At 71.8% G+C, this 14,055-nt stretch carries 12 protein-coding genes; 9 read left to right on the top strand and 3 right to left on the bottom strand.

Annotated features, from left to right (window positions below; all coding sequences use genetic code 11):
• Positions 1 to 3: 3 nt before the first annotated feature.
• From ACSMXO_RS23235 to arfA, 9 genes are all read left to right on the top strand, one after another.
• Positions 4 to 351 (top strand): hypothetical protein, encoded by a 348-nt coding sequence (locus ACSMXO_RS23235; RefSeq protein ID WP_455413738.1) that lies wholly within the window; start codon positions 4 to 6, stop codon positions 349 to 351.
• 267 nt (positions 352 to 618) lie between these two features.
• A complete protein-coding gene (locus ACSMXO_RS23240; protein ID WP_455413739.1) occupies positions 619 to 2,058 on the top strand; it encodes a M28 family peptidase in 1,440 nt (479 codons plus the stop codon).
• A 140-nt stretch (positions 2,059 to 2,198) separates the two neighbouring features.
• Positions 2,199 to 3,143 (top strand): hypothetical protein, encoded by a 945-nt coding sequence (locus ACSMXO_RS23245; RefSeq protein WP_455413740.1) that lies wholly within the window; start codon positions 2,199 to 2,201, stop codon positions 3,141 to 3,143.
• 209 nt (positions 3,144 to 3,352) lie between these two features.
• Positions 3,353 to 5,047, top strand: a complete 1,695-nt coding sequence (locus ACSMXO_RS23250; RefSeq protein WP_346256516.1) for an ABC transporter ATP-binding protein — start codon at positions 3,353 to 3,355, stop codon at positions 5,045 to 5,047.
• Positions 5,048 to 5,135: 88 nt separating this feature from the next.
• Positions 5,136 to 6,977, top strand: a complete 1,842-nt coding sequence (locus tag ACSMXO_RS23255) for an ABC transporter ATP-binding protein (protein ID WP_455413741.1) — start codon at positions 5,136 to 5,138, stop codon at positions 6,975 to 6,977.
• A gap of 329 nt (positions 6,978 to 7,306) precedes the next feature.
• Positions 7,307 to 8,665 carry an extracellular solute-binding protein gene (locus ACSMXO_RS23260; RefSeq protein WP_455413742.1) on the top strand — a complete coding sequence of 453 codons (1,359 nt, stop codon included), beginning with the start codon at positions 7,307 to 7,309 and terminating at the stop codon, positions 8,663 to 8,665.
• A gap of 22 nt (positions 8,666 to 8,687) precedes the next feature.
• Entirely contained in the window at positions 8,688 to 9,632 is a 945-nt protein-coding gene (locus ACSMXO_RS23265; RefSeq protein WP_455413743.1) for a carbohydrate ABC transporter permease, read from the top strand.
• Between the two features lie 2 nt (positions 9,633 to 9,634).
• Positions 9,635 to 10,534 carry a carbohydrate ABC transporter permease gene (locus ACSMXO_RS23270; RefSeq protein WP_455413744.1) on the top strand — a complete coding sequence of 300 codons (900 nt, stop codon included), beginning with the start codon at positions 9,635 to 9,637 and terminating at the stop codon, positions 10,532 to 10,534.
• A 33-nt stretch (positions 10,535 to 10,567) separates the two neighbouring features.
• A complete protein-coding gene (gene arfA / locus ACSMXO_RS23275) occupies positions 10,568 to 12,076 on the top strand; it encodes an arabinosylfuranosidase ArfA (protein ID WP_455413745.1) in 1,509 nt (502 codons plus the stop codon).
• 119 nt (positions 12,077 to 12,195) lie between these two features.
• Here the strand turns inward: arfA and ACSMXO_RS23280 are convergent, their stop codons facing one another.
• The 3 genes from ACSMXO_RS23280 to ACSMXO_RS23290 form a co-directional block, all read right to left on the bottom strand.
• Positions 12,196 to 12,684, bottom strand: a complete 489-nt coding sequence (locus ACSMXO_RS23280; protein WP_455413746.1) for a hypothetical protein — start codon at positions 12,682 to 12,684, stop codon at positions 12,196 to 12,198.
• Between the two features lie 145 nt (positions 12,685 to 12,829).
• Positions 12,830 to 13,000, bottom strand: coding sequence for a DUF397 domain-containing protein (locus ACSMXO_RS23285; protein ID WP_455413747.1), 171 nt, complete (start codon positions 12,998 to 13,000; stop codon positions 12,830 to 12,832).
• 10 nt (positions 13,001 to 13,010) lie between these two features.
• Positions 13,011 to 13,883, bottom strand: coding sequence for a helix-turn-helix domain-containing protein (locus ACSMXO_RS23290; RefSeq protein WP_455413748.1), 873 nt, complete (start codon positions 13,881 to 13,883; stop codon positions 13,011 to 13,013).
• Between the last annotated feature and the right edge of the window lie 172 nt (positions 13,884 to 14,055).

Consider the following 14,055-nt stretch of genomic DNA (forward strand, 5'->3'; position numbering starts at 1 on the left):
GAGGTGTACGACAGCCGAGACCAGGCCGGCGGCCACGCCCGCCTCGCCGCCCACCAGCCCACCGACCGCCGACTCGTCCTCGCCCGGGTGCACCGGATCGCCACGGACTACGCCGGTGGCTATCGCGAGGGTCTGACCCGGGCCACCGCCCTTGCCGAGCTCGCCGATCTCGCCGCCGACCCCGACCTGCTCGCCCAGGCCGCCGCCATGCACGCCGTCGCCGACAACTGGTATGCGATCAACGCCGTCGACCTGCTGCTCGAGGCCGGCGCCCCGACGGAGCTAGTCGACTCCCATCTGGACGGTGCCGTCTCCCCCGACCCGGAGAGGGACGGGATCGACTGGCTGTGACGGGGAGGGGATCGACCGACGATGACAGGGACGGCATCGACCGACAGTGACGGGGAGGGCGGCGGTGGGCCGGCGGGCGGCGCCGGCCCACCGCCGCCGAGAGCCCGCAGCCGGTAAATCGATCTTGAATTCGGTCACCGGCCGGGGCTACATTCACTGCACCGTAACCCCGAATTCCTGCACCGTGACCACGTTCTTTCGACGGTGACCACCCCGCGGTCCGCGCCGGTGATGTCGGCCGGACCGGCGCAACCAGGAGGGACCACATTGGAGAGTCGCCCCGACTTCCCCACTGCCGACACCAAGGGCCCCGAGAAGTCCGCGGTGAGCCGACGCCGGGCGATCGCGCTCGGCCTGGGCGGTGCGGCCGCCCTCGCCACCGCCGGCCCCGCCTGGGCGGTGACCGACCAGCGGCCCGGTGCCGTCCGTCCGCCGAGCCTCGGTGCGCACGACCGGCTGGTCGCGGGCCGGGTCTCCGCCCGGCGGGCGCTGCACCACCTGCGGCATCTCTCCGAGAAGATCGGCCCGCGCATCGGCGGCACCTCCTCGGAGCGGGCGGCCGCGAAATACCTCGCCGACGAACTCGACGACCTCGGCTACCGGACGACCCTTCAGCCGTTCACCGTCGCCGACAAGTTCCTCGGCCAGCTCAGCTCCCGTCCCGGCCTGCCCGACGACCTGAACTGGCAGGTCGGTGCGTCGCCACACGCCGCCCTCGACACCAGGGTCACCGGCCGGGTGGTGGACGTCGGCGCCGGAGCACCGGAGGACTACCCGGCGGACGTCGCCGGCAAGGTCGTACTCGTCGACTACGTCGCGGCGCAGCGCGAGACGCTGGTCGCCACCGCCGTGGCCAAGCAGGTGGCGGCGGTGGTCTTCCTGCCGGCCGACCTGGTGGCGCCGCGCCGGGCACAAGCCTTCGCCCCCACCCTGCCCGGCTCGGCCACCTCCCCGGTGCCGATCCCGGTCGTCGGCGTCGCCCAGGCGCAGAAGCACCGGGTGCGGGAGCGGCTCGCCGCCCGCCCGCTGACCCTGACCGTCACCACCTCGGCGCACCGGGGCCTCACCTCGCACAACGTACTGGCCGAGCGGGCACCACGGTGGGGCGGGCGGAACAGCCCGGTGGTCATGGTGAGCGCGCACTACGACACCGTGATCGGCGCACCGGGCGCCAACGACGACGGCTCGGGTACGGTGCTCTGCCTCGAACTGGCCCGGGTACTACGCAGCCTGCCGGTCGACGCGACGGTCCGATTCGGACTGTGGGGCTCGGAGGAGCAGGGGCTGATCGGCTCCCGCTACTACGTCGCTCAACTGCCGCAGGCCGAGCGGGACCGGATCGTCGCCGTCTACCAGAACGACATGGTGGCGACGAGCTGGGATCCGGCGACCCGCTACTGGCTGCTCTCCTTCACCGGGCTCGCGAACCGGGCCACCGACGAGGTGGCCGCCGCCGCGACCCGGCTCGGCTACCAGCCCCGGATCTCGCCGGTGACGCAGCGCGGTTCCAGCGACCACCAGTCGTTCCAGGAGGTCGGCATCGCCAGCGCCAACTTCTCCTGGCGGGGCGAGGAGTCTCCGGCGCTGCTGGAGCCGCCGTACCACAGCCCGGAGGACACCATCGAGAAGAACATCAGCCTGCCCCGGCTCCAGGTGTCGCTGGAGCTGATCGGCACCGCCGCCTACGCCACGGCCCGGCGCCCCTGACCGCGACGCCGGCCCGGGTGACGACCGGGCCGGCGTACCCGGCTGTCGGCCGCGCCGCACGGTCCAGCCATGCGATCCGCATGGTCGCATCGTGCGGCGCGCGCCTGCCGGTTGACCGGCGGCCCCGACAGCCTGGAGCCATGACATCGACGACACCGGACGCCACGGTCCGGAACACCGAATCCGCCGGTACCCCGCGCACCCTGCCCCCCGCCGCCGGGACGCCCCGGCGGCACGCCGCCCGGCACTTCCTCCGGCACTTCGCCGAGATGACGATCGCGATGGTCGTCGGGATGCTGCTGCTCGGCCCGGTGTGGGAGGTGCTGGCCACCACCCTCGGGGCCGCGACCGGGCTGGCCCTGCCCGAGGTGCTCGACCGCCCCGACGTGGGTGCGCTGGTGATGGCCGGCAACATGACGCTGGGCATGGCCGTCTGGATGCGCCACCGCGCACACCGGTGGGCACCGGTCGCCGAGATGGGCGCGGCGATGTACCTGCCGTTCCTGCTCTTCCTTCCGCCGTACTGGCTGGGGGCGGTGAGCGGGGAGTTCCTGATGACGGCCGGTCACGTGCTGATGCTGCCCGCCATGCTGCTCGCGATGTTCCGCCGGCTGGACGAGTACAGCGGTGGGCACCGGGGCGCTGCCCCGGCCGCCGCCCACGCCGCCGTCCCGGGCGGCGGTACGCCCCGGCGGGTGGTCGGGTTGCTGAAGCGTCGCTGGCCGACCTGGCTGGCCCTGATGGTCACCATCGACAACTGGACCGACCCGCTGGTGCTGGACGCCTGGGTGATGCTGATCCTCCCGGTCGGCTACCTGGTGATCGGCACCGTACGCCGGCAGTTCGGCGACCGGCGGATCCTCGCGGTGCAACTCGGCGGGCTGGCCGGCTACCTGCTCCTGGTGGGTGCCGCGCTGGTGGTGCCGGACGACCTGGGCCGCTATCTGGTCGGCTTCGGCTGGCTCGCCCACTCGGTCTGGGACTACGCCCATCACCGGGCCAACCGGGTGGTCCCGCGCGGCTTCTCCGAATGGTGCGCCGTCGTCGATGCGGTGATCGGGATTACGATCCTCTTCCTGGCGTAGCGGTCATCCGCCCGTGCGTGGCGGAGCGGGCCGTCCCGGGGACGCGCTCATCGCGGGGTCGGTCGTCCCGGGGACGGCACATCGCGCGGCGGGGCGTCGCGGAGAGGGCACCAGCAACGGGCCGGCACGGCGAACCTGCCGGGGGTCGCGGCCCGGCGATGGTTTAGGTTAGCCTAACCTTCAACTCGTCAAGCGGAGGAGTTCCGAGCGTGCGGACCGGCAGTCCCACCGCACGTACCGTGCTGACCGGCGCCATTACCGGCCAGCTCCGGCACGTGCTGGCCAGCGCGGGACTCAGCGCGAGTCACCAGGCCGGCGAGGCACTGGTACCGGTGCTGATCGGAGTGGTCATCGACCGGGCCGTCGGCCGGGGCGGGGTCGTGGACCTGATCGGCTGGATCGGCGTACTGGCCGTGGTGTTCGCGGTGCTGTCGACGAGCTTCCGGTTCAGCGCCCGTACCGGCGAACGCGCGGTCGAGCAGGCCGCGCACCAGCTCCGGATCTCGCTCACCCGGCGGATCCTGGATCACCGGGGCGGGGCGGAGACCGGTCGGCTGCCCGGTGCGCTGGTCGCCACCGCCACCGGGGACGCCGATCGGGTCGGCGCGGTGAACCGGGCGTTCGCCACCGCGATCGGGGCGTCCACCGGCCTGCTGGTCGGCGGTGTCGCCCTGCTGGTGGTCTCGGTCCCGCTCGGCCTGCTGGTGCTGGTCGGCGCACCACTGCTGCTCTGGCTGGCCCACCGGCTCGGCCGCCCGCTGGAGCGGCGCAGCCACGCCGAGCAGGAGCGGGCGGCGTACGCCTCCGGGGTGGCCGCCGACCTGGTCGCCGGACTGCGCGTACTCAAGGGTCTCGGCGCGGCGCCGGCCGCGGCCCAGCGCTACCGGCGGACCAGCCGGGAGTCGCTGGCCGCCACGGTCCGGGCGGCCCAGGCCCAGGGCTGGTACGACGGCACCCTGCTCATCATCACCGGACTCTTCGTCGCCGCCGTCGGCCTGCTCGGCGGCCGGCTGGCGGCGCAGGGCGACCTCACCGTCGGGCAACTCGTCGCGGCGGTCGGCCTGGCGCTCTTCCTGCTCGGACCGCTCTCCATCTTCGGCTGGGTGAACGCCGAGTTCGCCCAGGGCCGCGCCTCCGCCGACCGGATCGCCTCGGTACTCGGCGCGCCTCCGGCGACGCCCTCCGGAAGCGGCTCCCCCGGTACTCCGGTACTCGGCCGGCTGGACCTGCGGGACGTCCGGCACGGCACGCTGCGCGGCGTCAGCCTGCACGCCGCCGCCGGCGAACTGGTCGGCATCGTGGCGACCGACCCGGCCGTCGCCGACGACCTGCTGCGCTGCCTCGGTCGCGACGTCGACCCGGACGGCGGCACCGTCGAACTCGACGGCGTCGGGCTGCACACCCTGGACCCCGAGCGGCTGCGGGCCACCGTCCTGGTCGCACCGCACGACGCCGACCTGTTCGAGGGCACCCTGCGGGACAACGTGAGCGCACCGGCGACCAGCGAGGCCGACGTACGCCGTGCGCTGGCCGCCGCCGACGTGGACGAGGTGGCCCGCACCCTGCCGCAGGGGATCGAGACGCTGCTCACCGAACGCGGCCGGTCGCTCTCCGGCGGGCAGCGCCAGCGGGTGGCCCTGGCCCGGGCGCTGGCCGCCGAGCCGCCGGTACTGGTCCTGCACGATCCGACCACCGCGGTCGACGCGGCCACCGAGGCCCGAATCGCGGCCGGGCTCCGGGAACTCCGGCAGGGCCGGACCACCCTGCTGGTGACCACCAGCCCGGCGCTGCTCGCGGTCACCGACCGGGTGGTGCTGCTCGACGACGGTGTCGTGCGGGCCGAGGGCAGTCATCCAGACCTGATCCGGCGGGACGCCAGCTATCAGTCGTCGGTGCTGCGGTGAACGCCGGCCGAGGCGCCCGGGACGCTTTCCCGGGCGTCGATGCTGAGGTGAACGCCGGCCGAGGAACCAGGACGGGAGGAGTGCCCCGATGAGCGAGCCCGCCGGAGCCGACCAGCCGGCCCGTGAGCTGCTGCCGACCGCGACCGGGCGGCAGGTCCGGGACACGCTGGCCGAGTTGCTGCGGTCGCGCCGGTTCCTGGCCGTCCGCGCCCTCGGCCTGCTCGTCGGCTCCACCGCGGTCGGGCTGCTCACCGCCCCGCTGCTCGGGCACATCGTGGACCTGGTCGTCGACGGACGGCCACCGGGTGCGATCACCGCCCCGACGGTGCTGCTCGGGCTGGTCGCGGTCGTCCAGGGGATCTCGCTGGCGCTGGGGCTGTCCCAGGTCGCCCGGCTGGGCGAGGGCATGCTCGCGGACCTGCGGGAACGGTTCATCGACCGGGTACTGGACCTGCCGCTGGAGCAGGTCGAGCGGGCCGGGTCCGGCGACCTGACCGCGCGGGTCACCGGGGACGTGACGGTGATCGCCGAGGCGGTGCGGATGGCGCTGCCGCAGCTCGCCCGCTCCGGCCTGACCATCGGCCTGACACTGGTCGGGCTCGCCGTACTCGACTGGCGGTTCCTGCTCGCCGCGCTGCTCGCGGTGCCGATCCAACTGCACACCGCCCGGTGGTACGCCCGCCGGGCCCAGCCGCTCTACGCCAGCCAGCGGGTGGCGCACGGCGCCCAGCAGCAGCAACTGCTCGACACCGTCGGCGGTGCCCGGACCGTCCGCGCGTTCCGGCTCACCGAACCGCACCTGCACCGGGTGTCCGGTAGTTCCGCCGCGGCCGTCGAGCTGACGCTGCGCGGAATCCGGCTGATGACCCGGTTCTTCGGCCGGCTCAACCTCGCCGAGTTCGTCGGGTTGACCGCCGTACTGGTGACCGGCTTCCTGCTGGTGCGCGCGGACGCGGTCACGGTCGGTACGGCATCCGCCGCCGCCCTCTACTTCCACAACCTCTTCGGCCCGCTCAACGCCGCGCTGAGCCTGGTCGACGACGCGCAGTCGGCCAGCGCCAGCCTGGTCCGGCTGGTCGGCGTCACCCGGCTGCCGGCGCACCGGCGGCCGGACCACCGGCCCGTGCCGGTGGACGGCGGCGTCGAGGCGAAGGAACTGCGGCACGCGTACGTGCCGGGGCACGACGTGCTGCACGACGTCACGTTCAGCGTGGCGCCGAACGAGCGGGTCGCCCTGGTCGGGGCGAGCGGCGCGGGTAAGACCACCCTGGCCAAGCTGATCGCCGGGATCCACCGGCCCAGCGGCGGCAGCATCCGGCTCGGCGGCGTACCGATCGAGGACCTCGGCGCCGCCGTGGCCGGCCGAACCGTGGCCCTGGTCAGCCAGGAGGTGCACGTCTTCGCCGGACCGCTCGCCGAGGACCTGCGGCTGGCCGGGCCGGACGCCACCGACGACGAACTGCTCGCCGCGCTGGACCGGGTCGGTGCGCTGGGCTGGGTACGCGCGCTGCCGGACGGACTGGCCACGGTGGTCGGCGACGGCGGGCACCGGCTGACGGCGGCACAGGCCCAGCAGTTGGCCCTGGCCCGGCTGGTACTGACGGCGCCGCCGGTAGCGATCCTGGACGAGGCGACCGCCGAGGCCGGCAGTGCCGGCGCCCGGCAGTTGGAGACGGCGGCGGCGCGGGCGCTGGACGGGCGTACCGGACTGGTGGTGGCGCACCGGCTGACCCAGGCGGCCGCCGCGGACCGGGTCATCCTGCTGGACGCCGGCCGGGTGGCGGAGACCGGCACGCACGACGAACTCGTCGCCGCCGGCGGCCGGTACGCGGCGCTCTGGGCGGCCTGGGCCGGCACCCGGGACACGCCTGCGCAGGACCCGGCGCCGGGGCAGCTGCGGCCGGAGCCGACGACCGGCACCGAGCGCTGAGGCCCTGGCCCCCGAGCACCCAGCACCGAGCACCGAGCCCCGAGCACCGAGCCCCGTTGAAACGATAAGAATCCGGTCGGAGCTGCCCGCTCGGTCCTGGGCTGTCGCGCGGCCGACCGCGTCCCGAACCCCCACGCCGCATTCTGGGTAAACGGTGGCTACCGATTGACGACCTTCCCTCAAGCGGCAACAATCTGGACCAGTGTGATCGCTCACATCGGACTGCTCCGGTAGCGACCATCGGGGCAGTACCGCGTCGCCCCGCCGCCGGAGCCCCCGGGATTGGTGCCTGAAACGGTTCATCGACTACTCCGGTCAGGAGGGGAACCATGCACGGTCCGCCACCCGCCCCCCGGCCTCCCGGGCCCGCACTGAGCCGCCGCGGCGTACTGCTCGGCGCGCTCGCCGGTGCCGGCGCCGCGACCCTCACCGGCTGCGCCACCCCGGTCGGCGCCGGACTGCTGAAGACGGAGGCGGCGCCGGGCGCCGTCGAGTACTGGAACCTCTTCGGTGGCGGGGACGGCGTCCGGATGCAGCAGATCCAGGACTCCTTCCGCCGGGCGAACCCCGACACCCCGCTCAAGGCCATCACGCTGGCCTGGGGCGACCCGTACTACACCAAGCTCTCCCTGGCCAGCGTCGGCGAGGAACCGCCGGACGTGGCGATCTCGCACCTCACCCGGATGAAGACCCTGGTCGACGCGGGACTGCTCCAGGAACTGCGCCCCGAGGACCTGGCCCGGCACGGCATGGCCGCGGAGAACTTCAACCAGCGGGCCTGGCAGGCCGGGCTGGTCGACGGCCGGGCGTACGCGATCCCGCTGGACACCCACCCGTTCGTCCTCTTCTACAACACCGACATCTGCCAGCAGGCCGGACTGCTCGACTCCGCCGGTCAGCTCAAGCCGATCGTCGGTGAGGCGGCGTTCGTCGACGCGCTCACCCGGGTCAAGCAGGTGACCGGGCAGTACGGCGCCACGCACGGCATCAACTCCGACCCGGCCTCGCCGTGGCGGTTCTTCCAGACCCTCTACTCCCAGCTCGAAGGCGAGATCCTGGCCGACAACGGCACCCGGGTGGTGCTGGACGACGCCAAGGCCGCCCGGGTGCTCGACTACCTGCGCGCCCTCACCGTCGAGCAGGGGTTGATCCCGAGCGGCGCCGACTACCCGGGCGCGATCGCGATGTTCGCCACCGGGCAGGCCGGGTTCCACCTGAACGGCGAATGGGAGATCAGCACCTTCCAGACCGCCAAGATGCCGTTCGGGATGACGCTGGTGCCCAACATCTTCGGCGGGCCGCACGCCGTGCAGGCCGACTCGCACACCCTCGTCCTGCCGGTCCGCCCCGACCTGGACCAGGCCCGGCTGGACCGGGCCCTGCACTTCGTGCGGTTCGTTCTCGACCAGAGCCTCACCTGGGCGGAGGGCGGGCACGTCCCGACCTGGCTGCCGTTCGCCGAGAGCGAGGCGTACCGCCGGCTCAGTCCACAGTCGAGCTACGCCGCCGCGGCGGACACCGCCGTCTACGACCCGCCCGGCTGGTACTCCGGCTCCGGCTCGAACTTCGAGAACGTGATCGGCTCGGCAGTCGGCGGGGTGGAGGGCGGGCAGCTCACCTCCCAGGCCGCGATCGCGCAGATCCGGTCGCAGCTCTCCATCCTCGCCCAGACCCCGTCGCCGGTGTGACCTGACCTTGCGGAGGTTTGCCGTGGCCACCACCACACACTCCCCGGGCCGGACCGGTACCGGATCCGCCTCATCGCCGCCCGCCGCCGAGCGGCGGCCCCGCAACGGCCGGCCCGCGCTGCTCCTCCTGGCTCCGTTCCTCGCGTTCTACCTGCTCTTCATCATCGGACCCGCGCTGTACGGGCTGGTGATGAGCTTCTTCCACACCAGCCTGGTCCGGCCCGGGCTCGGCGAGTTCGCCGGGCTGGACAACTACGCCGAGGCGCTGGGCAGTTCCGACTTCTGGTGGGCGCTCTGGCACACCGTCTGGTTCACCATCCTGACCACCCCGCCGCTGGTGGTGCTGGCGCTGGTCTTCGCGCTGCTGGCCGAGCGCGCCCGCCGGGGGCGCTGGTTCTTCCGGCTGGCCTTCTTCTTGCCGTACGTGCTGCCCTCCGCCGTGGTGGCGCTGATCTGGCTGTGGATCTACACGCCGGAACTCGGCCTGCTCAGCCGGACCGTCGACGCGATCGGGCTCACCGCGCCGAACTGGCTCGGCGACCCGGACTGGGCGATGGTCTCGCTGGCGATCACCACCGTCTGGTGGACGCTCGGTTTCAACTTCGTGCTCTACCTCGCCGGCCTCCAGGACGTCCCCCGGGACCTCTACGAGGCGTCCGCGATCGACGGCGCCGGGCCGTGGCAGCAGATCCGCCGGATCACCCTGCCGCTGCTGGGCCGCACCACCACGCTGGTGGTGGTGCTCCAGGTGATCGCCTCGCTGAAGGTCTTCGACCAGATGTACCTGATGACCAGCGGCGGCCCGAACTTCAGCACCCGCTCGGCGCTCCAGTACGTCTACGAGGTCGGCTTCACCGACTACCGCACCGGCTACGCCGCCGCCGCGTCCACGCTGTTCTTCCTGCTGGTGCTGGCGGTCTCCACGGTCTGGCTAGTCATGACCCGCCGCCAGGAATCGGAGGTGTGAGGATGGCACTGCTCGAATCGACCCGCGACACCGACCGGGACCGCCGTACCGAGGCCGGTGGCGCGGCGCTGGCGAACTCGGTGGACCGGCGGCTGCGCCTGTTCAACCGCTGCTGCATCGGGGTCCTGGTCGCGTTCGCGCTGCTCTGGCTGGTGCCGCTGGCCTGGGCGCTGGACACCTCGTTGAAGCCGAACGCGGAGACCACCGACCCGACCTGGCTGATCGAGAACCCGACGCTGCTCGCCTACCGCACCGTGCTGACGGAGAGCGACATCCTCAACTGGTACCTCTCCAGCTTCGTCACCTCGACCCTCTGCGCGGCCGGTACGGTGCTCACCGCCAGCATGGCCGCGTACGCGCTGTCCCGGCTGCGGTTCCGGTACCGCCGGCTGGTCTACTGGTTCGTGCTCTGCGGCCTCATGATCCCCAACCAGGTGCTGGTCGTGCCGCAGTTCCGGGAACTCGGCAGCGTGCACCTGCTGAACAGTTGGTGGGCGGTGTTCCTGCCGCAGGTCCCCACCGCCATCGCGGTCTTCATCTTCAAGCAGTTCTTCGACGGGATCCCCCGGGACCTTGACGAGGCCGCCCGGATGGACGGCGCCGGCTTCTTCCGGACGTACCGTCGGGTCGTCATGCCGCTGTCCCGGCCCGCGGTCTCCGCCGTGACGATCTTCACCTTCGTCTGGAGCTGGAACAACCTGCTCTGGCCGCTGCTCGCCGTCACCGACCCGGAGCTGATGACCATCCCGGTCGGCCTCGCCGCCATCCAGGGCACCTACGGCATCCGCTACGCCGACACCATGGCGTCGGCGGTCCTCGGCGCGCTGCCGCTGGTCCTGGTCTTCCTGCTCTTCCAGCGCCGGATCGTCGAGGGCATCGCCGGCACCGGGCTGAAAGGCTGACCACCGCACCGAAGATCGACCGTTGGAGGTTTTGTGCACCAGGCCGCGTTGACCATCGATCCCGCGTTCCGGATCGCCGAGGTCGACCCGAGGATCTACGGCTCGTTCGTGGAGCACCTCGGGCGCTGCGTCTACACCGGGATCTACGAGCCGGGACATCCGACCGCCGACGAACACGGGTTCCGCCGGGACGTGGCGGAGCTGGTCCGGGCGCTCGGCGTACCCGTGCTGCGCTACCCGGGCGGCAACTTCGTCTCGGGCTACAACTGGGAGGACGGCATCGGCCCGCGCGAGTCCCGGCCCCGCCGGCTCGACCTGGCCTGGCGTTCCATCGAGACCAACGAGGTCGGCGTCGACGAGTTCGTCGGCTGGACCCGCCGGGTCGGCAGCGAGCCGATGATGGCGGTCAACCTCGGTACCCGGGGCGTGGACGCCGCCCGGAGCCTGCTGGAGTACACCAACCACCCGTCCGGGACGTACTGGTCCGACCTGCGGCGGCAGCACGGCAGCGCCGACCCGTACGACATCAAGCTGTGGTGCCTCGGCAACGAGATGGACGGCCCCTGGCAGACCGGGTTCACGACGGCTCGGGAGTACGGGCGACTGGCGGCGCAGACCGCGCAGGCGATGCGCCGGGTCGACCCCTCCATCGAACTCGTCGCCTGCGGCAGTTCCGGCAGCGGAATGCCGACCTTCGGCAGCTGGGAGGCGACCGTACTGGAGGAGACCTACGACCTGGTCGACTACGTCTCGGTGCACAGCTACTACCAGGAGCACGACGGCGACCGGGACAGCTTCCTGGCCAGCGCGGTCGACCTGGACCGGTTCATGGAGGCGGTGGTGGCCACCTGCGACCACGTCCGGGCGGTCGGCAAGCACCGGAAGCGGATCAACCTCTCGGTCGACGAGTGGAACGTCTGGTACCAGAGCCGGTTCGTCGGTGAGGAGAAGCTCGACTGGGCGGAGGCGCCCCGGCTGATCGAGGACACCTATTCGGTGGTCGACGCGGTGGTCGTCGGCGACCTGCTGATCTCACTGCTCCGGCACGCCGACCGGGTCAAGATCGCCTGTCTGGCGCAGCTCGTCAACGTCATCGCGCCGATCCGCAGCGAGCCGGGCGGGCCGGTGTGGGTGCAGCCGACGTACCACCCGTTCGCGCTGACCTCCCGGCACGGTCGCGGCACCGTGCTGCGGGTCGAGCCGACCGGGCCGTCGCACGACACCGCCCGGCACGGCGAGGTGCCGACGGTCACCGCCACCGCCGTCCGGGACGACGAGTCCGGCGCGGTCACCCTCTTCGCGGTCAACCGCGACCAGCGCGAACCGCTCGCCCTCGACGTCGACCTGCGGGCCTGTTCCGGTCTCGTCGCCGGGGAGCATGTCGTGCTGGCCGACGCGGACCCGGAGGCGACGAACAGCGCGGCGGCGCCCGAGCGGGTGACCCCGAGCCGGCTCGGCGACCTCAAGGTCGAGGACGGGCGGGTCGGCGCTGTCCTGCCGCCGCTGTCCTGGAACATGATCCGGCTGACCCCAGCCGGCTGAACCCGTGGCGTCGGCGGTCCGGCCCCGGAGCGCCGACGCCACACACTGCCTGCAAGCCGATCGTTCGGCAGGGGTCGGTAAAGGCGCCGCACGGGCTGTGGGAACGTGTCTTTGGTCTGTCAAGGGCCTTGGTAAGGCAGGGATGTGGTGCTGGCTTGGTTGAGGAATTGTTCGACAGCGCGGGGGGTGCGGAGGACGCGCAACTCAGCCCGGTTGGCATTGCTCCTGATCTCGTTCATGACCAGGGGCAGGCTGCGGCGCCGGTAGGCGAAGAGCCAGCGCCAGAAGGCCAGGTTCTCGCGGGAGCGCCGCGCCGCGCGCCAAGCGCAGCGCCAGAGTGGAAAGTCCAGCACTATCACGGTATCGGCGGCCCGTAGCCGTACGTCAAGAACGTCGTACGGACCCAGGTCGCCGTCGATGACCCACTGCTCAGGCTCGGTTAGCTGTCGTTGGATCTGCGCCCATCGGTCCTTTGGGGTTGGGGTGAGGTCGGGCGCCCAGAAGTGTTCATCCAGCTCGATGACTGGCAAGGTCAGGGCGGCGCCCAGACGAGCCGCGAAGGTGGATTTGCCCGCGCCACCACGGCCGAGAACGACGATCTTCTTCATGCTGCTCGGGTCCTTGACTCGGCGGTTGGTGCCCCATCCTGCGCACGTTCGCCGAGCACGGCATGGAAGATGTCGACGCGGCGCCCCAACGGCCGGCCCACCATCATGAAGGCGGCTTGCCAAGCTGTTCCGGTGGCGTCGCCGGTCAGCGAATGTGCCGGACGAACGTCCGCCACGCCGCCGGGGTGAACGCCAGCACCGGGCCGGTGATGTCCTTGCTGTCACGGACTTCGGTGGTGTGGCCGGTGTATCGAGCTTCCACACATGCGCCGTTGCCGCCGCTGCGGGTGCTCTTACGCCACTCGCCAGTCAGCATGGCGCCTCCCTCAGGTCTGGTGCTCGGTGTCACGAATCTTCTTGATCATGGCAGCCGAGGCGGTTGCCGACAACGCTGCTGCCCGAAGGCTGGCGAAGACGTCCGCGCACCGCCGAACGTCCTCGCCCTCAGCGTAGAGGTCGCCGGTCAAGCCTTCGATGTAGACCACCCCGGGACCCTCGCTGAAGGTGAGGATGTGGAAGCTCGACAACATCGACGCGTACGCGCCCTCACGGAACGGGATCACCTGGAGCGTGACATTCCACAGCTTCGCAGCGTCGAGCATAGCCGTGAGCTGGGCACGCATGACCTCGGCTCCGCCGATCTGACGGTGCAGTACTGCTTCGTCGATCACGGCGACCAGGCGGAGGGTGCCGTCCGTGATGAGCTTCTGTCGCTGGGCTCGTGCTGCTACTCGTTCTTCCACGCCGGCCGGTGTGGGCCGGGACGCGTCCTCGGTGATGATGGCGCGGGCGTACTCCTCGGTCTGAAGCAAGCCCGGCACGACCAGCGTCTCGAAGTTGTGGATCTCGTCTGCGGCTGACTCCAGCCCGATGTACTGCCGGTACGACGGTGGAAGGTCGCCGTACTTGGCCCACCAGCCACGTTGCTTGCCCGACCGGGCCATCGTCAGCAACGTCTCACGCAGCTCGGGATCGCTCACGCCGTACCGATCGAGCAAGGCATTCAGCGCTGGTCCCTTGATCCCGACTCGGCCTTGCTCGATCCGGCGCATCGTGCTCGCCGAGACCTCGATGATGTCGGCCGCCTGCTCGGCAGTCACGCCGGCTTCCTCACGGATCCGCTTGATCTGCGCCAGCGTGCAGTTCAGGGGCGAGCGGAAGCTGATGCTACGGGTGGTGGCCGTGGACTCCCGACCCACCTACTACGGGTTCGCCTGGATCGCCGGCTACGTGGTCGACCAGAAAGGTGTCGCTACCGACAAGCGAGAGATCTACGTTCAGGTGGCCGGGCTGGTCCTGCTACGACCTGCCGCACGACGTGCCCTGTCCCGCCCCCTACCTCCGACCCCCGGTGCATGATCGGCCGGGGGT

Source organism: Plantactinospora sp. DSM 117369, assembly GCF_053764795.1.

Bases quoted from the DNA above. Each gene is read 5' to 3' on its own strand.
- ACSMXO_RS23260 (WP_455413742.1), top strand. From the start codon at position 7,307: ATGCACGGTCCGCCACCCGCCCCCCGGCCTCCCGGGCCCGCACTGAGC.
- ACSMXO_RS23255 (WP_455413741.1), top strand. From the start codon at position 5,136: ATGAGCGAGCCCGCCGGAGCCGACCAGCCGGCCCGTGAGCTGCTGCCG.
- ACSMXO_RS23280 (WP_455413746.1), bottom strand. From the start codon at position 12,684: ATGAAGAAGATCGTCGTTCTCGGCCGTGGTGGCGCGGGCAAATCCACC.
- ACSMXO_RS23285 (WP_455413747.1), bottom strand. From the start codon at position 13,000: ATGCTGACTGGCGAGTGGCGTAAGAGCACCCGCAGCGGCGGCAACGGC.
- ACSMXO_RS23245 (WP_455413740.1), top strand. From the start codon at position 2,199: ATGACATCGACGACACCGGACGCCACGGTCCGGAACACCGAATCCGCC.
- ACSMXO_RS23270 (WP_455413744.1), top strand. From the start codon at position 9,635: ATGGCACTGCTCGAATCGACCCGCGACACCGACCGGGACCGCCGTACC.